This is a genomic window from Hyphococcus sp. (assembly GCF_965267305.1).
In the GTDB taxonomy this organism is placed as follows: domain Bacteria; phylum Pseudomonadota; class Alphaproteobacteria; order Caulobacterales; family Parvularculaceae; genus Hyphococcus.
This window is the reverse complement of the sequence record NZ_OZ253945.1, coordinates 2,294,856-2,318,343: the sequence shown is the minus strand read 5'-3', so window position 1 is coordinate 2,318,343 and position 23,488 is coordinate 2,294,856. Positions and strand designations below refer to the sequence as shown.

24 protein-coding genes and 1 tRNA gene are annotated in these 23,488 nt (G+C 61.1%); 14 read left to right on the top strand and 11 right to left on the bottom strand.

Translation table 11 applies throughout. The annotated features are described in order from the left end of the window. Nucleotides 1–28: 28 nt before the first annotated feature. Nucleotides 29–745 (top strand): 2,3-diphosphoglycerate-dependent phosphoglycerate mutase, encoded by a 717-nt coding sequence (gene gpmA, locus ACQY5P_RS10900; RefSeq protein ID WP_428406890.1) that lies wholly within the window; start codon nt 29–31, stop codon nt 743–745. A gap of 5 nt (nt 746–750) precedes the next feature. On the opposite strand, the gene ACQY5P_RS10895 is transcribed toward gpmA, so the two are convergent. Both ACQY5P_RS10895 and ACQY5P_RS10890 read right to left on the bottom strand, forming a co-directional pair. Next, nucleotides 751–1,077 (bottom strand): cell division protein ZapA, encoded by a 327-nt coding sequence (locus ACQY5P_RS10895; RefSeq protein ID WP_428406889.1) that lies wholly within the window; start codon nt 1,075–1,077, stop codon nt 751–753. After that, the gene (locus ACQY5P_RS10890) at nt 1,074–1,313 is read right to left on the bottom strand and encodes a hypothetical protein (RefSeq protein ID WP_428406888.1); all 240 of its coding nucleotides are present in this window, start codon (nt 1,311–1,313) and stop codon (nt 1,074–1,076) included. Before ACQY5P_RS10890 ends, ACQY5P_RS10895 begins: the two co-directional genes overlap by 4 nt. Nucleotides 1,314–1,471: 158 nt before the next feature. Between ACQY5P_RS10890 and tkt the strand changes: the two genes are divergently transcribed. Genes tkt through ACQY5P_RS10865 form a run of 5 tightly spaced genes read left to right on the top strand, consistent with a single transcriptional unit; the run spans nt 1,472 to nt 7,119 of the window. After that, on the top strand, nt 1,472–3,457 hold the full coding sequence (tkt, locus tag ACQY5P_RS10885) for a transketolase (protein WP_428406887.1): 1,986 nt from the start codon (nt 1,472–1,474) through the stop codon (nt 3,455–3,457). Between the two features lie 11 nt (nt 3,458–3,468). Further along, entirely contained in the window at nt 3,469–4,476 is a 1,008-nt protein-coding gene (gap, locus tag ACQY5P_RS10880) for a type I glyceraldehyde-3-phosphate dehydrogenase (RefSeq protein WP_428406886.1), read from the top strand. Nucleotides 4,477–4,532: 56 nt separating this feature from the next. After that, nucleotides 4,533–4,976, top strand: coding sequence for a hypothetical protein (locus ACQY5P_RS10875; RefSeq protein ID WP_428406885.1), 444 nt, complete (start codon nt 4,533–4,535; stop codon nt 4,974–4,976). Between the two features lie 15 nt (nt 4,977–4,991). Continuing rightward, a complete protein-coding gene (locus ACQY5P_RS10870; RefSeq protein WP_428406884.1) occupies nt 4,992–6,197 on the top strand; it encodes a phosphoglycerate kinase in 1,206 nt (401 codons plus the stop codon). Nucleotides 6,198–6,228: 31 nt separating this feature from the next. Then, nucleotides 6,229–7,119, top strand: a complete 891-nt coding sequence (locus ACQY5P_RS10865) for a fructose bisphosphate aldolase (RefSeq protein ID WP_428406883.1) — start codon at nt 6,229–6,231, stop codon at nt 7,117–7,119. A gap of 16 nt (nt 7,120–7,135) precedes the next feature. On the opposite strand, the gene ACQY5P_RS10860 is transcribed toward ACQY5P_RS10865, so the two are convergent. The 4 genes from ACQY5P_RS10860 to ACQY5P_RS10845 all read right to left on the bottom strand — a co-directional run bounded on the left by ACQY5P_RS10860 (nt 7,136) and on the right by ACQY5P_RS10845 (nt 11,675). Next, nucleotides 7,136–8,368, bottom strand: a complete 1,233-nt coding sequence (locus ACQY5P_RS10860; RefSeq protein WP_428406882.1) for a tetratricopeptide repeat protein — start codon at nt 8,366–8,368, stop codon at nt 7,136–7,138. Between the two features lie 100 nt (nt 8,369–8,468). Further along, a complete protein-coding gene (locus ACQY5P_RS10855; RefSeq protein WP_428406881.1) occupies nt 8,469–9,332 on the bottom strand; it encodes a sulfurtransferase in 864 nt (287 codons plus the stop codon). Between the two features lie 101 nt (nt 9,333–9,433). Continuing rightward, on the bottom strand, nt 9,434–10,165 hold the full coding sequence (locus ACQY5P_RS10850; protein ID WP_428406880.1) for a Bax inhibitor-1/YccA family protein: 732 nt from the start codon (nt 10,163–10,165) through the stop codon (nt 9,434–9,436). Between the two features lie 181 nt (nt 10,166–10,346). Beyond that, nucleotides 10,347–11,675 (bottom strand): RsmB/NOP family class I SAM-dependent RNA methyltransferase, encoded by a 1,329-nt coding sequence (locus ACQY5P_RS10845; protein WP_428406879.1) that lies wholly within the window; start codon nt 11,673–11,675, stop codon nt 10,347–10,349. 294 nt (nt 11,676–11,969) lie between these two features. Between ACQY5P_RS10845 and ACQY5P_RS10840 the strand changes: the two genes are divergently transcribed. The 3 genes from ACQY5P_RS10840 to ACQY5P_RS10830 all read left to right on the top strand — a co-directional run bounded on the left by ACQY5P_RS10840 (nt 11,970) and on the right by ACQY5P_RS10830 (nt 13,989). Next, a complete protein-coding gene (locus ACQY5P_RS10840) occupies nt 11,970–12,692 on the top strand; it encodes a YbjN domain-containing protein (RefSeq protein WP_428406878.1) in 723 nt (240 codons plus the stop codon). A 170-nt stretch (nt 12,693–12,862) separates the two neighbouring features. Further along, nucleotides 12,863–13,411: a TadE/TadG family type IV pilus assembly protein gene (locus tag ACQY5P_RS10835; RefSeq protein WP_428406877.1), complete on the top strand. Its 549-nt coding sequence runs from the start codon at nt 12,863–12,865 to the stop codon at nt 13,409–13,411. Beyond that, nucleotides 13,411–13,989: a TadE/TadG family type IV pilus assembly protein gene (locus ACQY5P_RS10830; RefSeq protein WP_428406876.1), complete on the top strand. Its 579-nt coding sequence runs from the start codon at nt 13,411–13,413 to the stop codon at nt 13,987–13,989. The genes ACQY5P_RS10835 and ACQY5P_RS10830 overlap by 1 nt, the downstream gene beginning before the upstream one ends. Nucleotides 13,990–13,996: 7 nt before the next feature. Here the strand turns inward: ACQY5P_RS10830 and ACQY5P_RS10825 are convergent, their stop codons facing one another. The 3 genes from ACQY5P_RS10825 to ACQY5P_RS10815 form a co-directional block, all read right to left on the bottom strand. After that, the gene (locus ACQY5P_RS10825; RefSeq protein ID WP_428406875.1) at nt 13,997–14,650 is read right to left on the bottom strand and encodes a TIGR02466 family protein; all 654 of its coding nucleotides are present in this window, start codon (nt 14,648–14,650) and stop codon (nt 13,997–13,999) included. Between the two features lie 19 nt (nt 14,651–14,669). Beyond that, nucleotides 14,670–14,745: transfer RNA gene (locus ACQY5P_RS10820), tRNA-Ala, on the bottom strand. 123 nt (nt 14,746–14,868) lie between these two features. Next, entirely contained in the window at nt 14,869–15,294 is a 426-nt protein-coding gene (locus ACQY5P_RS10815) for a TIGR02300 family protein (protein WP_428406874.1), read from the bottom strand. Between the two features lie 108 nt (nt 15,295–15,402). Between ACQY5P_RS10815 and aroA the strand changes: the two genes are divergently transcribed. From aroA to rpsA, 3 genes are all read left to right on the top strand, one after another. After that, nucleotides 15,403–16,749: a 3-phosphoshikimate 1-carboxyvinyltransferase gene (gene aroA, locus ACQY5P_RS10810; RefSeq protein ID WP_428406873.1), complete on the top strand. Its 1,347-nt coding sequence runs from the start codon at nt 15,403–15,405 to the stop codon at nt 16,747–16,749. 49 nt (nt 16,750–16,798) lie between these two features. Next, a complete protein-coding gene (cmk, locus tag ACQY5P_RS10805) occupies nt 16,799–17,470 on the top strand; it encodes a (d)CMP kinase (RefSeq protein ID WP_428406872.1) in 672 nt (223 codons plus the stop codon). A 169-nt stretch (nt 17,471–17,639) separates the two neighbouring features. Further along, a complete protein-coding gene (gene rpsA / locus ACQY5P_RS10800) occupies nt 17,640–19,352 on the top strand; it encodes a 30S ribosomal protein S1 (protein ID WP_428406871.1) in 1,713 nt (570 codons plus the stop codon). A gap of 57 nt (nt 19,353–19,409) precedes the next feature. Here rpsA and ACQY5P_RS10795 read toward each other — a convergent pair whose 3' ends face one another. Together ACQY5P_RS10795 and ACQY5P_RS10790 are read right to left on the bottom strand one after the other, a co-directional pair. After that, entirely contained in the window at nt 19,410–20,507 is a 1,098-nt protein-coding gene (locus tag ACQY5P_RS10795) for a M48 family metallopeptidase (RefSeq protein WP_428406870.1), read from the bottom strand. Further along, on the bottom strand, nt 20,507–21,613 hold the full coding sequence (locus ACQY5P_RS10790) for a YjgN family protein (protein WP_428406869.1): 1,107 nt from the start codon (nt 21,611–21,613) through the stop codon (nt 20,507–20,509). The genes ACQY5P_RS10795 and ACQY5P_RS10790 overlap by 1 nt, the downstream gene beginning before the upstream one ends. A 128-nt stretch (nt 21,614–21,741) precedes the next feature. Here ACQY5P_RS10790 and mutM point away from each other — a divergent pair, with 128 nt between their 5' ends. Beyond that, nucleotides 21,742–22,617, top strand: coding sequence for a bifunctional DNA-formamidopyrimidine glycosylase/DNA-(apurinic or apyrimidinic site) lyase (gene mutM, locus ACQY5P_RS10785; RefSeq protein WP_428406868.1), 876 nt, complete (start codon nt 21,742–21,744; stop codon nt 22,615–22,617). Between the two features lie 131 nt (nt 22,618–22,748). Then, entirely contained in the window at nt 22,749–23,015 is a 267-nt protein-coding gene (gene rpsT, locus ACQY5P_RS10780; protein ID WP_428406867.1) for a 30S ribosomal protein S20, read from the top strand. Nucleotides 23,016–23,488 lie beyond the last annotated feature (473 nt).

Genomic DNA, 23,488 nt, shown 5'->3' with positions numbered 1-23,488 from the left:
CGCGGTTTCGAAAGTTCAGGAGAATGTGATGGCCCGCCTCGCTCTCGTCCGCCACGGACAAAGCCAGTGGAATCTTGAAAACCGCTTCACCGGCTGGGTCGATGTGGACATCACCGAGAACGGGCTCGCCGAAGCGAAAAAGGCGGGCCAGCTTCTGAAAGCGACCGGCGTTGAATTTTCCGCCTGCTACACGTCGGTGCTCAAGCGCGCGATCCGCACGCTGTGGACGGCGCTCGATGAAATGGACCGTATGTGGCTGCCGGTGACGCGCGCCTGGGAGCTGAACGAGCGCCATTATGGCGGTCTTACCGGCCTCAACAAGGCCGAGACGGCGGAGAAGCATGGCGACGAACAGGTGAAGATCTGGCGGCGTTCCTACGACATTCCGCCGCCGCCAATGGAAAAAGGAAGCAAGTTCGATCTTTCGGACGATCCCCGCTACAAACTTTACGGCTGCGAGGTGCCCGCGACGGAGTCGCTGAAGCTGACCCTCGACCGCGTCCAGCCCTATTTCGAAAAAGAAATCGCGCCGCGCCTGAAGGCCGATGAGTCGCTCATCATTGCGGCGCATGGCAATTCCTTACGCGCGCTCGTCAAAATTCTCTTCAACGTCTCGGACGATGAGATCGTTCACGTCGAGATTCCGACGGGCAATCCGCTGCTGATCGATCTCGACGCAGGGTTGAAGCCGAAGTCGGCAAAATATCTCGACGAAGCCCGCGCGACGAAGATTCCGGCGCTCTGATCAGCCTAGCTGTCCAGCTTCTCCGCCATTTCCTTAACCCGCTTCGCGGCGGCTTCAACCGCGCGCGCCGCGCCGCCCATGGTTTCCTCATCGAGCGCATCGCCGGCGTCTTCGAGATCCTCGGCGCGCTCGCGCGCCTCGAACAACTCGTCGCAAATGGTCAGCGCCGCGAGGAGCATGAGCCGCGTCTCGGAAATGTCGGGCAGGTCGGCCGACATGGCCGAAACGCGCTTGTCGAGAAACGCGGCCAGTTTTTGCAGGCGGTCTTCCTGACCCGTTTCACAGGTGACGCGGTATTCGCGGCCGTGAACCTTGATCTCAACCTGGCTCATGAGGCGTCCTCCCTTTTCCTGTCGTCTTCGGCGAGGATGGCTTTGATGTCGCTGATGGCGGCGGCGACCCCTTGGGCGGCGTTGTCGGTCTGCTTGCGGGCGGCCATGGCCTGACGCCTTGCAGCTGCGACGGCCTCGTCGCTGCCGTTCGCCGTCTCGAGGCGGGCGTCGAGCCGCGATTCGAGCGCTTCAATCGCTTCGGCAAGGCTCTGCACCGCTTTTTCGAGCACTGTCATCGTGGGATTCACCAATTTTTGCACCGCGAGGAGGGGCCAATTTGGCCCCCGGCGCCGATTCTGTCCAGCCATAGGGAGGCGAGCCTTGACCCCCGCACGCGCGCGATGCAAGAAGCCCGGCAATAATCCGGATTTCAAGGACAAATGGGGTTTTCCGCATGACCGGCGCCGGCCCAAAGCGGGCAAATTTTCCACAGATGGCGAACGCCATTCGCGCCCTTTCCATGGATGCGGTTGAAAAAGCAAAATCCGGCCATCCGGGCATGCCCATGGGCATGGCGGATGTGGCGACAGTTCTCTTCGCGGAACATCTGAAATTCGACGCAGCCGCGCCGGACTGGGCCGACCGCGACCGTTTCGTTCTCTCCGCCGGTCATGGCTCCATGCTGGTTTATTCGCTCGGGTATCTCCTTGGTTATGAGGGGATGGATATTGAGCAGATTAAAAATTTCCGGCAGATGGGATTCAAGACCGCCGGCCATCCGGAATACGGCCACGCGCCGGCGGTGGAAACGACGACCGGCCCCTTGGGCCAGGGCCTCGGCAATGCGGTCGGCATGGCGATCGCCGAAGCGCATCTCAACGCCCGGTTCGGCGACGATGTCGTCGATCACCGCACTTATGTGATTGCCGGCGACGGTTGCCTTATGGAAGGGATCAGCCAGGAATCGATTTCGCTCGCCGGTCACCTGAAACTCCGCAAGCTGATCGTTCTCTGGGACGACAACAACATCTCCATTGACGGGCCGGTGTCGCTCTCGGATTCGACGGACCAGCTGACGCGCTTCGCGGCGAGCGGCTGGGCCACGGCGCGGGTCGACGGTCATGACCCTGAGGCGATTTCCGCGGCCATCGAGGCGGCGAAAGCCTCTGACAAGCCGACGCTGATCGCCTGCCGCACGGTCATCGGCTATGGCGCGCCCACGAAAGCCGGCACGTCTGCGACCCATGGCTCGCCGCTAGGGCCAGGCGAGATCGAAGGCGCGCGTCAGGCCCTCGACTGGCCCCATGCGCCGTTTGAAATTCCCGAAGATATCCTTTCCAACTGGCGTAGCGCCGGCTCGCGGGGCCACGATGCGCGCAAGGCGTGGGAAGCCCGCGTTAATGCGAGCGAGCATTGCGAGGCGTTCAAGACCGCCATGGCGGGCGATTACGCTGGCGTGCTGGCGAAGGCCATCGGCAGCTACAAACATTCGCTCATCGAAGCGCCGCAGAAACTCGCGACCCGCAAGGCGTCGGAACTGGCGCTCGACGTGGTGAACGGCGTGATCGATGAAACCATCGGCGGCTCGGCGGACCTCACCGGCTCCAACAACACCAAGACCAAGAACATCGATATTCTGTCTGCGGAGAATTACGCCGGACGCTATGTCTATTACGGCATTCGCGAGCACGGCATGGCCGCGGCGATGAACGGCATGGCGCTTCATGGCGGCGTCGTTCCCTATGGCGGAACCTTCCTCGTTTTCACCGATTACTGCCGCCCGTCGATCCGCCTGTCGGCGCTCATGGGCCTCAGGGTTGTCTATGTCATGACGCATGACTCCATCGGGCTCGGCGAAGACGGCCCGACGCACCAGCCGGTGGAGCATCTGGCGGCGCTGCGCGCGATCCCCAATCTCAACGTCTATCGCCCCTGTGACGGCGTTGAAACGGCAGAGTGCTGGGAGCTGGCGCTCAAAACCATTGCGACGCCGTCGGTGATCGCGCTGACCCGTCAGGGTCTCGAACAGGCGCGCCTCAAAAAGTCCGATGAGAACCTCTGCGCAAAAGGCGCCTATGTGGTCGCCGGCAAGGATGCGGGCGACGTGACCTTGATCGCCTCGGGCTCGGAAGTCTCCCTGGCGCTGCAAGCGCGCGAGATGCTGGCGAAAGACGGGATCAAGGCGCGCGTCGTCTCGGCGCCCTGTTTCGAGCTTTTCGAACAGCAGCCCGAAAGCTACCGCAAGGACGTGCTGGGCAAGGCCCCGCGCGTGGGCGTCGAGGCGGCGATCCGCCAGGGCTGGGATTTGTTCCTGCGGCGCAAGGATGGGTTTGTGGGCATGTCGAGCTTCGGCGCGTCGGCCCCGGCGGAAGAGTTGTTTGAACATTTCGGCATCACGCCCGCGGCGGTCGCGGCGGAAGCGAAACGGTTGATTGGTTAGGAGAAAAGAAAATGGCGCTCAAAATTGCAATTAACGGCTTTGGACGGATCGGACGCCTTGCGCTGCGCTCGATTGTCGAGACCGGACGCAAGGGCGTGGACATCGTCGCGATCAACGATTTGGGTCCCGTCGACACCAACGCGCATCTCCTGCAATACGACACGATCCACGGCAAATTCCCGCATGAAGTGAAGGTCCGCAACGACACCATCGATGTCGGCCTCGGACCGATCAAAGTGCACGCCGAGCGCGATCCGACGAAGCTTCCCTGGGGCGAGCTTGGGGTCGACATAGTTTATGAATGCACCGGCATCTTCACTGCGCGCGAAAAAGCGGCGCTGCACTTGGAAGCAGGCGCGAAACGCGTGCTCGTTTCCGCGCCGGCCTCCGGCGCCGACAAGACCATCGTTTTCGGCGTCAATCATGGCACGCTGACGGGCGCCGACACGGTCGTCTCCAACGCGTCCTGCACCACCAACTGCCTCGCGCCGGTCGCGAAAGTGCTGCATGAAGCGGTGGGCATCGAACGCGGCTATATGACGACGATCCACTCTTATACCGGCGACCAGCCGACGCTCGACACCATGCACAAGGATCTTTACCGCGCCCGCGCTGCGGCCATGAACATGATCCCGACCTCGACCGGCGCTGCGAAAGCGGTGGGCCTTGTTCTTCCCGATCTCAACGGCAAGCTCGACGGATCGTCGATCCGCGTGCCGACCGCCAACGTCTCGGTCGTCGATCTCGTCTTCACGCCGAAGAAAGAAACGACGGTAGAAGAGGTCAATAACGCCATCATCGAAGCGGCGAATGGCAAGCTGCGCGGCATTCTCGGCTGCACCGACAAACCGCTCGTCTCGTCGGACTTCAATCACGATTCCCATTCGTCGACCTTTGCGCTCAACCAGACGCAGATCCTCGAAGGCAAGCTCGTGCGCATCCTCACCTGGTACGACAATGAGTGGGGCTTCTCGACGCGCATGACCGACACCGCGCTTGAAATGGCGCGCCACCTCTAGGAACGAATGGCGGGCGAGGGGCGTTCGGGTCGGATTAGCAAGAGCGGAGAACGGACATGATCGCCGGTTTTCAGCGCCATCTGGTCTTTGCGGCTTTCCTCGTCCTCGTCGCCTGCAACGAGGAAGTCGTCGTCGAGGAGCCGGAAATCCCCGGCGGCCTGGAAGCCGGAGCCATCGATGAAGGCGCGGCCGAACCCGCGCCGCCGCTTTATATCGGCGTCTGGGCCGCGGATGAGGACGCCTGCGCCGTTCCGCCGGGTGAGCCGGGGCGGATCGTGTTCACCGAAGATCGCTTTTTAGGGTATGAAAACACATGCCTGATTACCTCCTCGGAAGAGGGCACGGAAGGCGGCTGGCGGCTCGCGATGACTTGCGAAGCCGAAGGCATGACGGTCGACGAGATCGCGGACGCCGATGTCGACGGCGACCGTCTTCGCCTGTCGCGTAATGATGGCGAGCCGGTGGAGTTTATCCGCTGCGCAACCGGACAACAGAAATAAGGGATCGAAAGTTAGATGGCGCGGTACAAGACGATTGACGATCTCGATGTCGCCGGCAAACGCGTTCTCGTGCGCGTCGATTTCAACGTGCCCATGAAGGACGGCGCCGTCACGGATGCGACGCGGATCGATCGTGCGCTGCCGACCATCGAGGAGCTCTCCAAAAAAGGCGCGAAGGTTCTGCTGCTTTCCCATTTCGGGCGCCCGAAAGGAAAGCCCGATCCCGAAATGTCGTTGAAACCAGTCGCCAAGGTGCTTGGCGATCATCTCGGCGGGCCGGTGGAGTTTGTCGAGGACTGTATCGGCGATCCGGTGAAAAAGGCCGTGAAGTCCATGCTCGACGGCGATGTGGCGCTTCTTGAGAATACGCGTTTTCACGCCGGCGAGGAAAAGAACGATCCGGAATTTGCGAAAGCGCTGGCCGAACACGCTGACGCCTATGTGAACGACGCCTTCTCCGCCGCGCATCGCGCGCACGCTTCGACTGAAGGCATCGCGCATTTGCTGCCGTCGGCCGCGGGCCGCGCCATGGAGCGCGAGCTCGATTATCTGAAAGCCGCCTTGTCGGCGCCGGTGCGCCCGATGATGACGGTTGTCGGCGGCGCGAAGGTTTCAACCAAGATCGAACTGCTTTTGAACCTCGTCGGCAAGGCGAACATCCTCGCCGTGGGCGGCGGCATGGCGAATACGTTTCTCTTTGCGAAGGGCGTCAGCGTCGGCAAGTCGCTGTGCGAACCGGACCTCGCCGACACCGCGCGCGAAATCATGGAACAGGCGCGAGGGAAAGGCTGCGAAATCATCCTGCCCGTCGATGTCGTCGTCGCCAAAGAATTCAAGGAAGGCGCGGACCGCGAGGTCAAGGCCGCCGACGCTGTGGGCGCCGACGACATGATCCTCGATCTCGGCCCCGACACGGTGAACCTCATTGCTGAAAAAATCGAAAGCGCGAAAACGCTGGTCTGGAACGGGCCCTTGGGCGCCTTTGAAATCAAGCCGTTCGACACGGCGACGGTCGAGGCGGCGCGCTACGCCGCGAAACGCGTGAAAGACGCCGATCTCGTTGCGGTTGCGGGCGGCGGGGACACTGTTGCGGCGCTCGCCGCCGCAGGCGTCGAAAACGATTTCACTTACGTTTCGACCGCCGGCGGCGCGTTTCTTGAATGGCTTGAAGGCAAGACGCTGCCTGGCGTCGCCGCGTTGGAAGCATCGCCGGAAGCTTGAACCGGCCTTTATCGACACTCGGGAGTTATTGATGACGAACGCGAAAATGGCCGAACAGGCCGCGAACAAAGACGGGTTTATCGCCGCCCTCGACCAGTCCGGCGGCTCAACGCCGAAAGCGTTGAAGCTCTATGGCGTTTCTGAAAGCGAATATTCCAACGACGAAGAGATGTTCGATCTCATTCACAAGATGCGCGCGCGGATCATCAAATCGCCGGCCTTCACCGGGGACAAGGTTATGGGCGCGATCCTCTTTGAACAGACCATGGACCGCGATATCGACGGCACGCCCACGGCGCAATATCTCTGGGAAAAGCGCGGCGTCGTTCCGTTCCTGAAAGTCGACAAAGGTCTCGCCGACGCCAAAGACGGCGTAAAGCTGATGAAGCCTATGCCAGACCTCGACGCGCTGCTCGACCGCGCCGTCAAGAAAGGCGTTTTCGGCACCAAGATGCGCTCTGTGATCGACGCGGCTGATCCGAAAGGCATCGCCGCCATCGTGAAGCAGCAATTCGAAGTCGGCAATCAGATCCTGTCGCATGGTCTCGTCCCGATTATCGAGCCGGAAGTCACGATCTCCATCGCCGACAAGGCCGAAGCCGAGGACATACTCCTGGCCGAAATCAAAAAGAATCTAGACAGCGTGCCGGCGGGCAAGCAGATCATGCTGAAGCTGACGCTGCCGACCAAAGCCAATCTCTACAAGCCGCTGATCGACGATCCGCGCGTCATGCGCGTCGTTGCTTTGTCTGGCGGCTATTCCCGCGAGGAAGCCAACGAAAAACTCGCAGAGAATAAAGGCATGATCGCGAGTTTTTCGCGCGCCCTCACCGAAGGCCTCTCGGCGCAGCAAAGCGACAAGGAATTCGACGCGAAACTTGCCGAAGCCATCGACAGCATTTTCGAAGCCTCGCGTACTTAAGTGCGGCGGTTTCTGGTTACGCCTCAAAAACCCCGGCTGTGCGCCGGGGTTTTTTCATGCACGCTTCCAATGTTTCCACAAACACATGACGCTGGGCGTGGCTGCCGCCGATGCGGTGGAGGTCATTCAACGCCGGCGCGACCTTTTCGAGCGCTGCTTCGCGGTCGCCGCGAATGAAGGCGACAAGCCCTTCAGCAACGGGCAGACAGGTTTCGCCCCAGACGCCGGTCGCATCGCATTCTGCTTTTGCCCGAAGCGAATTCAAGAACGCCTCCGCTTCATGGGCTTCTCCGGCGCGCGCCAGTGCATAGAGATAGTGAAGATCATGAAACGGGAAGAGATGATCGCCGGCGCGTTTGCGCGCTTCAGCGACAACCGGCGCCCAGCGATTTCCTGCGTCCGCGCCGCGCAGTTCCAGCCGCCACAACATGGAGATGGCGCCGATCTGCTCTTGCGGAAATTCCGGCCAGGCGCCCCAGAGATAGTTGTCATAGATGGAAAGCGCTTCCGTCTCCTGTCCGAGCGCAAGACGGAAGAGCGCCGCATGCCAGAAATTATGATCGCGGATGAAGACGCCCTTGTGCGCCCAGGTATGGGCGCAATGATCCAGCCAGCGCGCGCCTTCGCGGGCGCGCCCTTGCGTTTCCATGACATGCGCGACAGCGTGATGGGCCCAGGCGTCGTCGATAGCGATCTCTGAAGCGCGCATGCCTTCGTCTTCCGCTTCCGCGAGGCGATGATTTTGTTCCAGCGCGAAAGCGGTCATGCCATGGGCGTAAGGCGCGTTTTCATGAACGATGCGCGCGCGTTCGCCGAACCGCAGCAGCGCCCCCGCATCGCCGAGATTGAAGGCGTGATATTGTCCCCATTTGATGGCGCAAAGATCGGCAGGCCAGCGCACGGTAAGTTCGTCGAGCGCGGCGAGCGCTTTTGCGAAATCCTTTTCATGCCATGCAGAGGCGGCGGCGCAGAACAGTCTTTCGCGTTCGGTTGCGCTCCGTTCATGGGCGCGCATGGTTTCAAGATAGGGCGCTGAGGCGTCCCATCCTTCCGCCGCTTCGAACGCCATGTGAAGCGCTGCGGCATGCGCGTTCAACAAGGGCGCGCCGGGATTTTGATCCGCCGCCGTGAAAAGACAGCGCAGGTCCGGCCCGTAGCTCAGGAACTCACCCACATAGCGGTCATAGGTTGCCGCTGAAGCGGCGTCGGCGCCGGTGATCGGCGAGTCAAAACGGTCAGGACTTGTCATAAACGCTTTCTACAGGGGCGAGCCTCGCCCGGGCAATTCGCGGACGATGACATTAGGCTCCGCCGGTCTCACTTTTGCGACAGCTTGTCCCGTTTTCCGGTCAGCCTGTTTCCATGGGCGCATCGGGGTCAGCCGTCCATTCGGCGAGCGAGCCGTCATAGACAGCGACATCGTCAATGCCTAGCAGCGTCAGCGCCAGCGCGTTGGAGCAGGCGGCGACGCCGCCGCCGCAATAGGTAATGACCGGTTTGCCGCCGCTGACGCCTGCGTTCGCAAAATGACGGCGCAGTTTTTCCGGCGATTTATAGGCGCTTGTCGCCGGATCGATCAGCGCATTGGCCGGCGCGCTGTGGCTGGTCGCGATGCGTCCGGGCCGCGGCATCACCTGCACTTCGCCGGTGAATTCCTCGCGCGACAGGGAGTGCACGATCATCCGGTCCTGCTGTTCAATCGCCGCAAGCACGTCTTTTTTGGCGACGATCCGCTGCGGTTGATAGTGCGGCGTGAAGCTCGCGGCTTTGACTTCCGGCGTGTCGGTTGAAACAGAACGGCCTTCCGCCGTCCATTTCGTCCAGCCGCCATCGAGCACGGCGGCGTTGTCGAAGCCATAGGTTTTGAGGCTCCACCAGACCCGCGCCGCCCAGGCGTGATTGCCCCGGTCGTAAAGAACGACATGGGACCGGTCGCCGACGCCAAGCGCCTCCATGGCCGCCTTGAAGGCGTCGGGCTTGGGCATCATCAGCGGGCGAGGATCCTCCTTGTCGGCGAGCGTTTCGAGAACGTTGCAGAAGACGGCGCCGGGGATATGCCCCTCCGCATAGGCTTCCTTGCCCGGAACGAAGGCGTAAGAGCCGTCGGGCGTCTGCTGCTGCACCGTGGTGCAGTCGAGAATGACGAGCTCCGGCGCATCCAGGTTCGATGCAAGGCAGTCCGTTGAAACCAGCGGCGTCGGCATCTGCGTCATCGGGCGTCTCCTGTTTTCCGCGATCTTCCCGCAATAGCGCCGCCTCGTAAAGAAAAAGCCCCGCCGAAGCGGGGCTTTTCCGGACTTGAGTGGAGGCGGCCTTATTCGCTGCGCATGATCCCGAGAATGTTCAGGATGTGCACGAACAGCGTGACGAAGGAGCCGTAGAGCGCGAAGGCGCCGAAGATCGCAGCGCGCTCGTTCATGGCGCTGCCTTCGCGATAGAACGACTTGATCATCTGCGTCTCGTAAGCGGTGACGCCAGAGAAGACCAGCACGACGAGGCTGGACGTGATGAGGCTCATCATGCCGCTCTTGAAGATCAGCGCATTGACGACAATCGCAATCAGAAGGCCCACTGTCGCCATGAAGAAGAACTGGGCGAAGGCTGAGAGATCGCGTTTTGTCGTGTAGCCGTAAAGGCTGACGGCGCCGAAGACGGAAGCGGTGATGAAGAAGGCTTTATAAATCTCGACGGCTGCGCCTTGCTGCTGGAAAACGAACAGCATGGGCGCGATCATCACGCCCCAGAGCGCGGCGTAAAGCCAGAACATGCTGTGGGCGGCGACTTTCGAGCCGTTCATCATCACGCGCGGGGCGAACCAGCCGATGCCCAGAATGCCGATAAAGCCAACCCATTTCAGCGGCGTCGTGATGATCGCCGCCATAAGCGCCGGATTGCTGGCCATGAGCATGGCGAAGAGGCCTGTCGCCGCAACGCCGAGCGCCATGTAATTGTAAACGCCAAGCATGTACTGGCGCAGGCCCTGGTCGATGGCGACGCCCCCTGCCTGGGGAATGGCGCTGCCAAATTGTCTGCGGGGTTCGTTCATGTGACGTCCGTCCTTTCGGTTCCTGCCAAATCGGGAATAGGCGGCCCGAAAGCCGCCCTCCTAGCAGTCGATAATATCGGGGCCGCTGGGGCGGCAATCAAGGGGAATCGGACGGAAATCGGCGGAAATCGGAGGCGGGAAAGCGCTCCTAACCGCTTAATTTTTAACGATTTACGCTGGCTCACCCGTTAAGGCGCAGGCGCACGGCGAAGAAACCGTCCATGCCGCCTTTTTCGGACAGCATGTAGGGCAGGGTTCTGAGATCGCCGTCCCGGGTCAGCGCCTTTTCGAGACCGCCTGCTTCTCCAAGCGTCACCGGGATGCGCTCCAGCGATGGATGGCGCGCCAGCGCCGCTTTCGCCTGGGTCTCGCCCTCCTCGCGTTGCAGGGAGCAGACGCAATAGACGAGGAGGCCGCCGGGCTTGAGCAGATTCCTTACCGCATGATCGATCATCTTGCCCTGAAGATCTGCCAGGGCGGTGAGGGCCGTTTCGCCTTTCGACCAGGGAATGTCCGGGTGGCGCCGGATCGTGCCGGTCGCGGTGCAGGGCGCATCGAGGAGGATGGCGTCGGCTTTATCCGCCGGCTTGAAGCGCAACGCATCGTCTTCGACGATATTGGCGGTGAGCTTGGTGCGCAAAAGGTTTTCGCTGACGCGTTCCATGCGCGCGCCGGATTTGTCGACGGCGGTCACCTTCGCGCCCGCGCTCGCAAGCTGCAGCGTCTTGCCGCCGGGCGCGGCGCAAAGATCGAAGACGGTCTTGCCGGCGACATCGCCCAAAAGCCGCGCGGGCAGGCTGGCGGCCAGATCCTGCACCCACCATACGCCCTCGTCGAAGCCGGGGAGTGCTGTCACATCGCTGGTTTTGATAAGGCGCAGCGTTGCAGGCGCGAGCAGCGACGCCTCATGGCCGGCGTCATTGAAACGCTGCGCCCAGGCTTCGAGATTCTCGCCATGCTTGAAGGTGAGGTCGAGCGGCGGCGTGCCGCGATGGGCTTCGGCGATGGCTTTCGCGCCGATAGGCCCGTAGCTCCGTTCCCAGGCGCGCCACATCCAAGACGGCGTATCGACCCGCGCTGGAATTTTTTCGAGCGCCTCCTTGCCGGCATCGGAAATTTTGCGGGCGATGGCGTTGACGAGGGATGCATAGCCCGCTGTTTCCCGTCGTTCATTGGCGAGCTCCACTGACGTCGCGACGGCGGCGTGCGGCGGCGTTTCGAGGATCAGGAGCTGCGCAGCGGCGATGCGCAGAATATCCATGACGCGGGCGGACTTTTTCGGCAGGGGCCGATCGAGCCAGTTGCCGATGAGGTGATCGATGGCGCCGCGGCGGCGCAGCGTCTCGGTCGCGAGAAGCCTTGCGAAGCCGCGGTCCGGGCCTTCGAGATGGTCGAAGGGCCGCGTGCGCGCGATGGCGTCGTCGAGCGTCGCGCCCTCGCCGACGCGGTCGAGAATTTCAAGCACCGCGCGGCGCGCCTCGACGCCCGGCATGGTGGAAAGCAGGCGCATGGGCCCGCCGCCCTCTTTACTGTCTTCCTCTTCGCGGTGCCCGGGACGCGGCTTGCGCGGCCTGTCGTCAGGCCGGTCATTGCGCGGTCTCTCACTCCGGCCGGGGCGGTCGCGATTTTTCGGTCCTGAAAACGGTCTTTTTTCCATAAGCGCCCGCGTAAACCACGCCGGGCCGGGAAAGTCACCCGAAATCAGCGGGAAAAGCCGCATCTGGCCGAGCGCGCGCTTTTCCCTTAAGGTTGACGCCAGCCGGGGAGGGCCGGCGCATTAAGTCAGGGGTTGAGAGAGGGGTTCATGACACAGATCACCAAGATAATCGCCGCCGCCACAATGGCGCTTGCCGCAGGCATCACCGGCGCGTCCGCGCAGAACGAAATGGGATCGGGCTCGAGCCTTTCCAATCCGTCGACAGTGGTGAAGAAGTTCAGCGTCCAGTCCGTGGGGCCCGTCCTTAACGAGCTCGGCATGCCCTGGCAGGTGCGCCAGCTCGACAATGGCGCGCAATATATCCACGCCGCCTCGGGCTCCATGCAATTCATTCTGTTTTTCACCGTCTGCAACGGCGCCGAGTGTTCGGGCATGCAGGCCGTCACCTTCTTCTCGGGCGCGAGCGCCAATCCGCAGACGGTTCAGGCGTTCAATGTGCGCTATCCGTTCGGCACGGCTGGCGTCGACCAGAACGGCACCGCCTATGTGAGCCGCTATGACATCGCCGATTACGGCATTCCGCGCGGCAATATCGCGTCGTCCGTCGTCAATTTCCTCGGGCTGGCGGAAATGTTCGTCAACGAGCTTGCAAATGCGCATCAGACGGTGAGCCTTGAAGGCTATGCCGACGATCTCTCTTCTTCTTCGCTCAATCGCCAGTCGCTCAATCATTTCACCGGCGTTGAAGGCGCGCTCTCCATGCAGGCGGACGCGCATCGCGAAGGGTTTGAGCAAGGGGCTGAAATGATTCGCCTGATGCTCAAGGACGCCTCTCTGCCGCGCAACAAGATTGAGAACAAGCTGGACTGAGGCGACAGTCTATCACGTTCGGAAAAGCGCCCCTTAACGGGGCGCTTTTCATTTTCGTTAAGCATGTTTCCTGACCGTTCCTTAACGCTGGCCCAATAGGTGTTAACGCAGGGACTGCAGGGCGGCGCGCATCCACCGCGCGGAGCCGCCCGGCGTATTGCGGGCGGAAAATGTCGGAACCATCGGCGAGAGCATTGTTCGCGGACCGGAAGGGTTCGACGGCCGTGGAGTTCGCCATGGTCGCGCCCATACTGCTGGCGTTGATTTTCTCCATAATGGAGGCGGGCTGGTATTTCTTCGTCACCACTTCAGTGCAACAGGCGAACGCCAACGCTGCGCGCCTCATCCGGACCGGCCAGGCGCAAAACGGCGATATGTCGGCGGACGCCTTTTTCAATGAAATTTGCGAGGTTGTGGACGCTTTCGGCGATTGCAACGAAAAGCTCACCATCGACATTTCGAAATTTTCGAGTTTTGCCGCGCTGGCCGGCGATCTTTCCAGTCCCCAGTGCCGTGACAAGGATGATCCGTCCATCTCCGGAGCGCAGTTCAGCGCCAGCGACTACGGTGTGCAGCGGGACATTATCCGTGTTCGCGTTTGTTATCTTTACAAGCCGATCAATCCGGGGCTTGGTCTTAATCTCAAGCGAACCAAACATGGCGACCGCGAGATCGTCGCCGTTTCCATCTTCCGCAATGAACCGTTCGAGGGATCGTGATGGCGCGGAGAGAAGGCATCGCTAGGGATATTGTAAGGCGCTGGCGGGCCTGCCAGTCGGGCGTTGCTGCGGTTGAGTTCGCGCTCGTGGCGCCTATTCTGGTGTTTCTCTTTTTCGGCGTTGTGGAGAGCGCGGACGCGCTGGCGCGCAATCGTCAGGTGACTCTTGCGGTCAACACGCTCGTCGATCTCGCCTCGCAGGAAACGAATCTCCTGACCTCCGACGCGGACGATCTTTTCGACGGCATGGCGCAAATCATCAACGACGATGGCGCGCCTCTCGTCATCCGCCTCGTCAGCGTCATTAATGATCCCGACGGCGATCCCATCGTTCATTGGAGCCGGGATAATGCGGGCGGCGAGCCTTACGCCAAAGGCGCCGATTTCGGCAATCTTCCAGCGGCGACATTGATCGACCCGGGCTCGTCGATCCTGGTGGCGGAAATTTCCTACGCCTACAGCTCCAAGATCTCGAAAATCATCATCCCCGCGATCAATTTCGAAAGCTCGGCGACGCGTTGGCCGCGCCGCTCCATGCGCGTGCAGCTTTGCACAAGCGCGAACGCCTGCACCTCCTGAACGGATATCAGCGCGGCGTCTGGCGAGCAGGGGCCGTCGTGATGTTCATGGCGATGGAGATCCGTTCGTTGGGCCCTTTGCACGGCTTGACGGCGTGCGACAGCCATGACGGAAAAACAACAAGTCGTCCGGGCGTCGGCGCGAACATGTGTTGCGTCGGGAATGTCTCTCCGTCCTTGCCGACAAAACGGAGATCGGGCGCATACATGCGGTTCAGCGGATAGTTCGGATCCATGAGAACAAGCGACGCATCGGGGTCGCCGCCGTCGTCAACGTAATAAACCGCGGACCAGAGCGCGCCCGGATGCGTGTGGGCCTGGTTCGATGCGCCGGGCGGCGAAATATTCGCCCACATTTCGATGCCGAATTCAAAACGCGGCTGGCCGCCCCGCATTTTCGGATCGTCCGTGCGTGCGGCGCAGAGGCGCAGACATTCCAGCGCAAGGGTTTTGGCGGCGTCGCCGCCCCAGCGCAGCATGTCGGAATCAGAATGCCAGCCAAGAATGTTTGAACGCTGGACGCCTGCGTCGCCTGATCGTTTCGTTTCGATCGCGGCGCGCAAGGCGGCGTTCAGTGTTTCGGCATTCGTCAGCGTCGTCACCATGACGGGCGTCGGGAAGAGGTATTTCACCTCGGGTTCGGCGGCGGAATGATCTGTCATGACGGTGAGTTTAGAGAAATGGTGGAGCTAAGGGGAGTCGAACCCCTGACCTCTTGAATGCCATTCAAGCGCTCTCCCAACTGAGCTATAGCCCCGACGCCATTCCGGGCGCGTTTGGGGCGCGCCCATCGGATTTTGCGCCTCTCCCGAGGCGCGGGCAGCGGAACCTAGCGACGCCGTTCCGCCGATGCAAGACGATTTTGGCGGCTCCAGCCAGTCTAGTCGTCGTCTTCGCCGCCGGTTTTGACGATGGAGGTCATGTCGTCATCATCGTCGTCATCGAGAAGGCCGCTGTCGTCGTCCTCGTCGTCGTCATCGAGATCGACGTCGAGATCGCCGATGCCCGCCAATTCGTCATCGTCCTCTTCGTCGTCATTATCTTCATCGAGAGAGGGACGGCGATTGGATTTGGGCGCGCGCTTTTCTTTCTCGGCGCTCTCCAGCGTCGTTTCCTTCTCGGATTTCTTCGTCGTTTCCGTTGTTTCCTCTTCCTCGTCCTTGCGCGAGCGGCGAGGCTTCAACAGCGCTTCGGGGGTGAATTCATGGTCGCATTTGGGACAATGCGCGGGTTCTTTATTGAGGTCATAAAAGCGCGCGCCGCATTCGGGGCAATCGCGTTTCACGCCGAGTTCTGGTTTCGTCATGGGTGCCGTCTTTTCGGGTATGATCGATGAAAGCGGACCTGTTGCCACGGGCGGGGGCGGCTGTCAAAAGGATTGCGCCCGATTTCGGGGCGGAGGATGCCTGAAGAGATGAGTGCGAAGAAGGCATGGGGGCCGGGCGCCGCTAATGGCCGGGCTGACGCCCGCCGAAGCGGGCCTTTGGCCGGCGCTGTGGCGGCCCCCGGGGACAAGTCCATTTCCCATCGCGCCCTTATTCTGGGGGCGCTTGCGAAGGGTGAGACCCGGATTACGGGGCTTCTCGAGGCTGACGATGTGCTCAGGACCGCCGCGGCCATGCGCATGCTCGGCGCGGAAGTCGAGCGTGACGGGCCTTTGTGGCGCGTTACGGGCGCGCCTTGGGCGGCGCCGGAAAAGGCCCTGTATTTCGGCAATTCCGGCACCGGCGTCCGCCTCGTCATGGGCGCCGCCGCCGGCGCGGGCGTCGCCGCAACCTTTGACGGCGATGTCTCATTGCGCTCGCGGCCCATGGGCCGGGTGCTGGAGCCGCTGCGCATGATGGGCCTGGAGGCTACCGACGAAAACGGGCGTCTGCCGGTCGCCCTCGAAGCCTCCAGTGATCTAAAAGCCATCAAGGTGAAGCTCGCGACCCCTTCGGCCCAAGTGAAATCGGCGATCCTTCTGGCCGCTCTGGGCGCTGAAGGCGTGACCCGGGTGCATGAGCCGGAGCTTTGCCGCGATCATACGGAGCGGATGCTGGCGGCGTTCGGGGCGAAGCTCTCCATGACGCCGGACGGCGAGGGCGGGCGCTTCATCGAGATCGCAGGGGGGCAATCCCTCACCGCTTGCGATGTCACTGTGCCGGGCGATCCATCCTCCGCGGCGTTTCCGGTCGCGGCGGCGCTGATCACGCCAGGCTCCGACGTCACCGTGAAAGGCGTTCTGGTCAATCCGCTGCGGACGGGGATTTACCAGACGCTGAAGGAAATGGGCGCCGACATCGCGTTTGAAAACGAGCGCGAAGAAAACGGCGAACCGGTGGCCGATATTCGCGCACGTCATTCGGTGCTGCATGGCGTCGAGGTTCCGGCCGACCGCGCGCCGTCGATGATCGACGAATATCCGATCCTCGCCATCATCGCCGCGCACGCCCATGGCGAGACTAAGATGTTCGGGCTTGAAGAATTGCGCGTGAAGGAAAGCGACCGCATCGCGTCGGTTGAGGCGGGGCTCGCGGCCATCGGCGGCGATGCGGCGAGCGGACCCGACTGGCTGCGCGTGCGCGGCAAGGGCCAGCCTTTGAAGGGCGGCGCGCTCATCAAGACCCATCACGATCACCGCATCGCCATGAGCTTTCTCGTGGCGGGGCTGGCCGCAGAAAAAACCGTGGAGGTCGACGACGCCTCCATGATCGCCACCAGCTTCCCCAATTTTTTTGCACTGATGACGTCGCTTGGCGCCGATTTGGGTCCGGTTTGAGCAACTGCGCCTTGCCATGGGCGGGGCCTTCCGCATAAGTGACCTCCCGATGACTGACGCATCCGGGACTTCATCCATCGTGATCGCGCTCGACGGCCCCGCCGCCTCTGGCAAGGGCACGCTGGCGCGTCTCATTTCCGACCATTACGGGTTCGCGCATCTCGACACCGGCACGCTCTATCGCGGCGTCGCCTGGGTGGTGATGAATGAAGGCGGCGACCCGGCCGATCCTGAAACGGCCGCCGCGGCGGCTCGGGATTACGCCATCGAGAAAATCGCCGGCGCTGACATCCGCACCAAGGAAGTGGGGGCGGCGGCGAGCGTTGTCGCCGCCAACAAGGCGGTTCGGGCGGCGCTGCTCGATTTTCAGCGGCGCTTCGCCCAGAAGCCGCCGAAAGGGGCCCCGGGGGCGGTTCTCGACGGCCGCGACATCGGCACGGTGGTCTGTCCGGACGCCACGGTGAAGTTCTTCGTCACGGCGAGCCCCAAAATCCGCGCCCGCCGGCGCTGGCTGGAGCTTGAGCCCTCCCGCCCGGGCCTCGAAGAATCCGAGATTTATCAGGACCTTCTGGAACGGGACGCACGGGATGCGGCTCGCGACGACGCGCCCATGGCGGCGGCCGACGATGCGGAGTTGCTAGACACGACTCATTTGTCTATAGACGCGGCCTTCGCGGCGGCGCGCCGCGTGATTGACGGCGTTTTCCGGCGCTGCGGCTGAAGCTTTTCAGCCCCCGCCGACAAGTTATCTGAAAACGTGTTTTTGTGTCCGTCTATCCGGAATTTGCGCCGTCATAACTTTAACTCGGCTCCATTGTCCGGCGGGTTCAACCCGTTGGAAAGACCGCCGGATAAACCGGTTGGCACTTAAAAGCTGATGAACTGGAGAAATGACACTCGTGTCTGAAACCCTTAACCCGTCCCGCGACGATTTCGCGGAAATGCTCGAAGCCTCACTCATCGACCGCCAGGATTTTGAAGATACGGTCGTCAGAGGCAAAATCACCGCCATCGAAAAAGACGTCGCCGTCATCGATGTCGGTTTGAAAACCGAGGGCCGCGTCCCTCTCAAAGAATTCTCCCAACCCGGCAGGCCTGCCGACCTCAGCGTCGGCGATACGGTCGAAGTCTTCGTTGAGCGCGTCGAGAACGCCAATGGCGAAGCGGTGATCAGCCGCGAAAAGGCGCGCCGCGAGGAAGCCTGGGACCGTCTCGAAAAAACCTTCGAAAAAGGCGAACGCGTCGACGGCGAAATTTTCAACCGCGTCAAGGGCGGTTTCACCGTCGATCTCGGCGGCGCTGTCGCATTCCTTCCGGGCAGCCAGGTCGACATCCGCCCTGTGCGCGACGCCGGCCCGCTGATGAACATCCCGCAGCCTTTCCGCATTTTGAAAATGGACAAGCGCCGCGGCAACATCGTTGTTTCGCGCCGCGCCATTCTTGAAGAAGACCGCGCCGAACAGCGTCAGGAAGTCGTCAAGGAACTGAACGAGGGGGATGAGCGCGAAGGCGTTGTGAAGAACATCACCGAATACGGCGCGTTCGTCGAACTCGCGCCGGGCGTTGATGGTCTTCTGCACGTTACCGACATGTCCTGGTCGCGCGTCAATCACCCGTCGGAAGTGCTCGGCGTCAACGACACCGTGCGCGTCAAGATCATCAAGATCAATCCCGAAACGCACCGCATCTCGCTCGGCATCAAGCAGCTTACGCCTGATCCGTGGGAAGGCGTTGCGGCGAAATATCCGGTCGGCGCCAAGTTCAACGGCAAAGTCACGAACATCACCGATTACGGCGCGTTCGTGGAGCTTGAAGACGGCATCGAAGGCCTCGTCCACGTCTCCGAAATGAGCTGGGTGAAGAAGAACGTCCATCCGGGCAAAATCGTGTCGACCTCTCAGGAAGTCGAAGTCATGGTGCTCGAAGTCGACGAACAGAAGCGCCGCATTTCGCTCGGCCTCAAACAGTGCGCCGACAATCCGTGGGAGCGCTTCGCCGAAGAACACCCGATCGGCTCCATGATCGAAGGCGAGATCAAGAACATCACCGAGTTCGGTCTGTTCGTCGGTCTCAACGAAGAGATGGACGGCATGGTCCACCTTTCCGACCTCGACTGGAACCGTTCCGGCGAAGACGCGATCAAGGACTATCAGAAGGGCCAGACCATTCAGGCCAAAGTCCTCGATGTCGATCCGGAAAAGGAACGCATCTCGCTCGGCGTCAAACAGGTCGGCAACGATCCGATGGACGCGATCGGCGATATTTCGCGCGGCGCCGACGTCACCTGCACCGTCACCGCCATCGAAAGCGGCGGCATCGAGGTCCAGATCGGCGGCTCGGACGGCCCGAAAGCCTTCATCCGCAAATCGGACCTGTCGAAAGACCGCTCCGAACAGCGGCCTGAGCGTTTCGCCATCGGCGACAAGATCGACGCGCGCGTCACCTCCATCGACTCCAAGACGCGCCGCATCAACGTCTCGATCAAGGCCCGCGAAGTCGCGGAAGAAAAAGAAGCCGTGGAACAGTATGGTTCGGCGGATTCCGGCGCTTCCCTCGGCGACATTCTTGGCGCCGCCCTCAAGGGCCAGAAAAAAGACGACTAACGCGACTATTCGCGTTCGGCATAAGCGCCCCCGCAGCAATGCGGGGGCGTTTTCTTTTTAGCCGTCAGAATTCCCGGCCGAACAAGCCCCCAGGACTTTCTTCCATTCCGTCTCCGAGAGCGGGAGCGGGCCTGGCGCCGATTTGCGCGCATTTGCGGCGTCTATGCGTTTGTCCGTGTCCGGATGCGTGCGCAGCCAGGCGGGCAGGGATCGCTCGCTCTTGTTTTCTTCGTAATAGTAACCGGTGATTGCGTCGAATGCTCTGGCGAGCGACGACGGGTCATGACCAGCGGTTTTGAGGATTTCCATTGCGGCTTCATCCGCGGCCGTCTCCTGTATGCGCGTATGGCGTAGCTGGTTTAATTGTCCGCTCACCAGAACGGCTTGCTGCGCGGCGCCGGAGCCTCCGGTGATAATCTCCAGGGCGGCGCCTAACCCGGCGTTGCGATAAACCGCCTGCATGCCGTCGCGGGCGCGAACATGGCCAAGCTCATGGGCGATGACGGCGAGAAACGCTTCCTGATCTTCGCCGACGGCGTCGAGCAATCCTGACGTCGCCATCACTTGCCCGCCGGGGAGCGCGATCGCGTTCGGCGCTGTCGCTCTTACGAACTGAAACCGGATCGGAAAGCCGGCGTCAGCCTTTTCCGCAAGATCGTCAATGACCGGCCTAATTTCATTTAATGTCTGTTCCGAGGCGCAAGGCTTGAGAAATGTGTTGATCTGCGCCGCAAGGTTCTCGCCGATCTGCATCTCCAGATCCTTTGGCGTGCGATGCGCCAAAGGGCCTGATGCGGCGGGAACGCCGAAAAACAAAAGCCCGCTGACAGCGCCGGCCCCGATGACCAGCGCGACAATGAGCGCTGTCATCCGGTTGCGTTCGCGCACGCCGGAAAAGATATGCGGCGCGGCGTCGTGCAGCGCCTGGCGCGCCGCCGCCGGCAGCACCAGCACCGCATCCGGCGTTTTTCTGTTGCCGATGCGGATGTCATTGGCGGATTTAGGCCCAGGTTCGAGATCAGGCCAGCGCCAAAGAGCGGTTTCCTGTTCGGTCTCTATATTAAGGCCTTCGCGAAGGATGCGGACACGCGCTGTTTGCGCGTGTCCGCTTTTGCCGTCGAAGTAGCGTGCGTCGAATTCGGGTTCGTGGCTCATCAGAAATTCGAGATGATATCGAGACCGTCCGCAAGCCCTTCGCCCTGTTTCGGCGCCGCTTGCGTCGTCTGCTCAATAGCGGAGAAATCCACTTCTCCATGCAGTTCCATGCGATTGGCGATGCGCTTCCAGACCCGCATTTGCACCGCCATGAAGCCGAAGCCGAGCGTGAACACAAACAGCAGGATATTCGTGATGGTCAGTTCAAGAATGTCGAAAGTGCTCATGCGGTTCGAGAATTTTGCGCCGGCGACGCTGAGGCTTTTGACGATGCGGCGGATCATCACGGCTTCATGCCAGCAAACGAAAAGCCCGATGACAAGGATCAACGGGATCATGGACCCGTAAAGCGCGAGGATGAATTCGATTCCGGGCGCGCCGCCCGTTTCCACAGCGATCTCGCCAAAGGTGCTGAAAAACCAGAACGCCCAGAGTCCATAAGCGACAAGCGATCCGACCCAGGCAAGGGCGAAGCTCGCATAGACGGGTTCTTTTGCAGCTTCGGGCGTGTCTTCGAAGCGGAACTGTTCGCTGCCGAACCATGCCCCGTTCCACAATTTTCTGGAAAGACGGATGCGCGCCGCCGGACCGTACCAGCCAAGCGTTATGCCGGTGAGCAGGAGATAGCCGAGCGTCGCTGCGCCATATCCCGTCGCCGATCCGGTCTGGGCGAAGCGGATGCCCCGCAGCCGCGTGCGTGAAAGATGATACCGGCGCGCCAGAAAGATCGCGACGCCCATGACGAAGAACAGCACCAGATAGAGCGGCAGAAGCAGCGCCGCCAAGAGCTCCGGCCCTAAAAAGAGTTGGCCGGCAAGCAGGATGCCCGCGAAAGGCAGCATCAGGGTGAAAATGGCGATGAAAAAGCCGATAAAGAGCTCCAGCCCTTTGCCGGTATATTCCAGCGGTTCGCCGCCAACGGTCGTGTCCGACCAGAGGCGCCGGCGGAAATGAGTGCGGCCCCAGAAACGGAACAGCGTCAATGTCACGATGTTGAGAAGAGTCGTGTAAAACCCTATCCAAAGCATCGGCAAAATGCGTGATGCGTTATTTATGGCAAGCGCATCGCCCTGCGCCTGCGGCGCCTTGAAATCCATTTCTGTCATGTGCCCCTCTAGATCGCCCCCTTAGTGATGGGAAACGCTAGCGGTTCAATGGCGCCGGGGCAATTACTTTAACTGGAGCAAAGGGTTATTTAGAGTGAACTTGGTGCGCTTTGCAGGAGTGCAAGTGAATGCCGGAACTGCCGGAGGTTGAAACCGTCCGCCGCGGCCTTGAGCCGGTGATGGCGGGCGCGGTATTCGCCAGCGTCGAAACGCGCCGGCCGGATCTGCGATTTGTGTTGCCGCACGACTTCGCGGCGAGGCTCACAGGCCAGCGCCTCGAACGTCTCGACCGCCGGGGCAAATATCTGATCGCGCATCTTTCGTCGGGCGAAAGCCTTATCATGCATCTCGGCATGTCCGGCCGCTTCACGATCGCGGAAACCGTTCCCGGGGAGGCAGGCAAGTTGCGTCCTGGCCAGTTCGCGCTCGCGCAGCAGTGCGATCCAACGCACGACCATGTGGTTTTTACGATGGAAGGCGGACGGCCCGCCCGGATCACCTATAATGATCCGCGGCGCTTCGGGTTCATGGATATCGTCCCGGCGGGAGAGCTGGAAACTTGCCGGCATTTCATCGGGATGGGGCCCGAGCCGCTAGGGAACGCCTTCTCAGCCGCGGCCCTGAAGGAGGCGCTCCGGGGCAAGTCGGCGCCGATCAAGGCCGCGCTCCTCGACCAGAGGGTCGTGGCGGGCCTCGGCAACATCTATGTCTGTGAGGCGCTCTACAGGGCCGGCGTTTCGCCCAGGCGCAAGGCCGCCTCAGTCGCCGGGAAGCGCTCCGACCGGCTTTATGGCGAAATTGTCGCTGTCTTGCGGGAGGCTATCGAGGCCGGCGGATCAAGTCTCAGGGACTTCGCTGCGGCGGATGGCGGGCTTGGCTATTTCCAGCACCGCTTCGATGTTTATGACCGGGAAGGCGAGAATTGTCGTTATTGCGACAAAGAGATTATGCGGATCGTCCAGAGCGGCCGGTCGACCTTTTTCTGCCCCTCCTGCCAGCGTTAATATGTGCGGAAATTAAGGCTCTTTCCGCTGTTGACGCCCCCTTTTCCCGGGTCTATAGACCGCCGCTCGCGCTCGAATGGGGAAGGCCCCGGGCGCATGGAAGATTTACCTCAGGGATTGAGTGACGAAACATGGCTAACACATCGTCAGCGAAAAAGATGGTCCGCAAGATCGCGCGGCGCACGGCAGTGAACAAATCCCGCCGTTCGCGCGTCCGGACTTTCCTGCGCAAAGTTGAAGAAGCGATTGCATCCGGCAATAAAGCTGCTGCGGAAGCCGCGTTTAAAAACGCGCAACCTGAAATGCATCGTGCTGTAACCAAGGGCGTGTTTCATCAGAAGACGGTTGCGCGAAAACTCTCGCGTCTTTCTTCACGCATTAAAGCGCTCGCTGCGTAACAGATAATTTCGAGTTTCAGTTTTGGTTTTTAAAAAGCGCGCGCGCATTTTTTGCGGGCGCGCTTTGTTTTTGCAGACTAAAAAAATTTAGCTCACGCGCACGACATGCGTTACGCATTGATTGCGCGTTCGCTCTCAGTGTAGGCTTTGCGCCGTAACGATTTGTTTTTGCTGAAAGCGTGATTTTCATTGATGTTTCGCAACGAAATCAGCGTAAAAAAAACTACACAAAGCTCGCCTGAAAAGCGAATCAACGCTTGACCTTTATCCTTAATTTTCTCTAGACTGGTTTCGTCGATATGACGCGTGCGGACGAATTTCCGCGCTATCAGTTACAGTTTTGATCGGTGTTTTGGTCGGCCGTTTCGTCTCCCATCGTAACGGCTGCCGCGTAGGCACGCTTTGGCTTAAGAAGTCGGGGATATAAAAATGAAAAGCGGCGGCTCTCTTCCATACCTGTTTTCTGATATTGA

Bases quoted from the DNA above. Each gene is read 5' to 3' on its own strand.
- gap (WP_428406886.1), top strand. From the start codon at position 3,469: ATGGCGCTCAAAATTGCAATTAACGGCTTTGGACGGATCGGACGCCTT.
- ACQY5P_RS10875 (WP_428406885.1), top strand. From the start codon at position 4,533: ATGATCGCCGGTTTTCAGCGCCATCTGGTCTTTGCGGCTTTCCTCGTC.
- ACQY5P_RS10845 (WP_428406879.1), bottom strand. From the start codon at position 11,675: ATGCGCCTGCTTTCCACCATGCCGGGCGTCGAGGCGCGCCGCGCGGTG.
- ACQY5P_RS10890 (WP_428406888.1), bottom strand. From the start codon at position 1,313: ATGACAGTGCTCGAAAAAGCGGTGCAGAGCCTTGCCGAAGCGATTGAA.
- tkt (WP_428406887.1), top strand. From the start codon at position 1,472: ATGACCGGCGCCGGCCCAAAGCGGGCAAATTTTCCACAGATGGCGAAC.
- ACQY5P_RS10865 (WP_428406883.1), top strand. From the start codon at position 6,229: ATGACGAACGCGAAAATGGCCGAACAGGCCGCGAACAAAGACGGGTTT.
- cmk (WP_428406872.1), top strand. From the start codon at position 16,799: ATGACTGACGCATCCGGGACTTCATCCATCGTGATCGCGCTCGACGGC.
- ACQY5P_RS10855 (WP_428406881.1), bottom strand. From the start codon at position 9,332: ATGACGCAGATGCCGACGCCGCTGGTTTCAACGGACTGCCTTGCATCG.
- ACQY5P_RS10795 (WP_428406870.1), bottom strand. From the start codon at position 20,507: ATGAGCCACGAACCCGAATTCGACGCACGCTACTTCGACGGCAAAAGC.
- ACQY5P_RS10835 (WP_428406877.1), top strand. From the start codon at position 12,863: ATGTCGGAACCATCGGCGAGAGCATTGTTCGCGGACCGGAAGGGTTCG.
- ACQY5P_RS10840 (WP_428406878.1), top strand. From the start codon at position 11,970: ATGACACAGATCACCAAGATAATCGCCGCCGCCACAATGGCGCTTGCC.
- mutM (WP_428406868.1), top strand. From the start codon at position 21,742: ATGCCGGAACTGCCGGAGGTTGAAACCGTCCGCCGCGGCCTTGAGCCG.
- ACQY5P_RS10895 (WP_428406889.1), bottom strand. From the start codon at position 1,077: ATGAGCCAGGTTGAGATCAAGGTTCACGGCCGCGAATACCGCGTCACC.
- rpsA (WP_428406871.1), top strand. From the start codon at position 17,640: ATGACACTCGTGTCTGAAACCCTTAACCCGTCCCGCGACGATTTCGCG.
- ACQY5P_RS10825 (WP_428406875.1), bottom strand. From the start codon at position 14,650: ATGACAGATCATTCCGCCGCCGAACCCGAGGTGAAATACCTCTTCCCG.
- rpsT (WP_428406867.1), top strand. From the start codon at position 22,749: ATGGCTAACACATCGTCAGCGAAAAAGATGGTCCGCAAGATCGCGCGG.
- ACQY5P_RS10860 (WP_428406882.1), bottom strand. From the start codon at position 8,368: ATGACAAGTCCTGACCGTTTTGACTCGCCGATCACCGGCGCCGACGCC.
- ACQY5P_RS10870 (WP_428406884.1), top strand. From the start codon at position 4,992: ATGGCGCGGTACAAGACGATTGACGATCTCGATGTCGCCGGCAAACGC.
- aroA (WP_428406873.1), top strand. From the start codon at position 15,403: ATGAGTGCGAAGAAGGCATGGGGGCCGGGCGCCGCTAATGGCCGGGCT.
- gpmA (WP_428406890.1), top strand. From the start codon at position 29: ATGGCCCGCCTCGCTCTCGTCCGCCACGGACAAAGCCAGTGGAATCTT.
- ACQY5P_RS10790 (WP_428406869.1), bottom strand. From the start codon at position 21,613: ATGACAGAAATGGATTTCAAGGCGCCGCAGGCGCAGGGCGATGCGCTT.
- ACQY5P_RS10850 (WP_428406880.1), bottom strand. From the start codon at position 10,165: ATGAACGAACCCCGCAGACAATTTGGCAGCGCCATTCCCCAGGCAGGG.
- ACQY5P_RS10830 (WP_428406876.1), top strand. From the start codon at position 13,411: ATGGCGCGGAGAGAAGGCATCGCTAGGGATATTGTAAGGCGCTGGCGG.
- ACQY5P_RS10815 (WP_428406874.1), bottom strand. From the start codon at position 15,294: ATGACGAAACCAGAACTCGGCGTGAAACGCGATTGCCCCGAATGCGGC.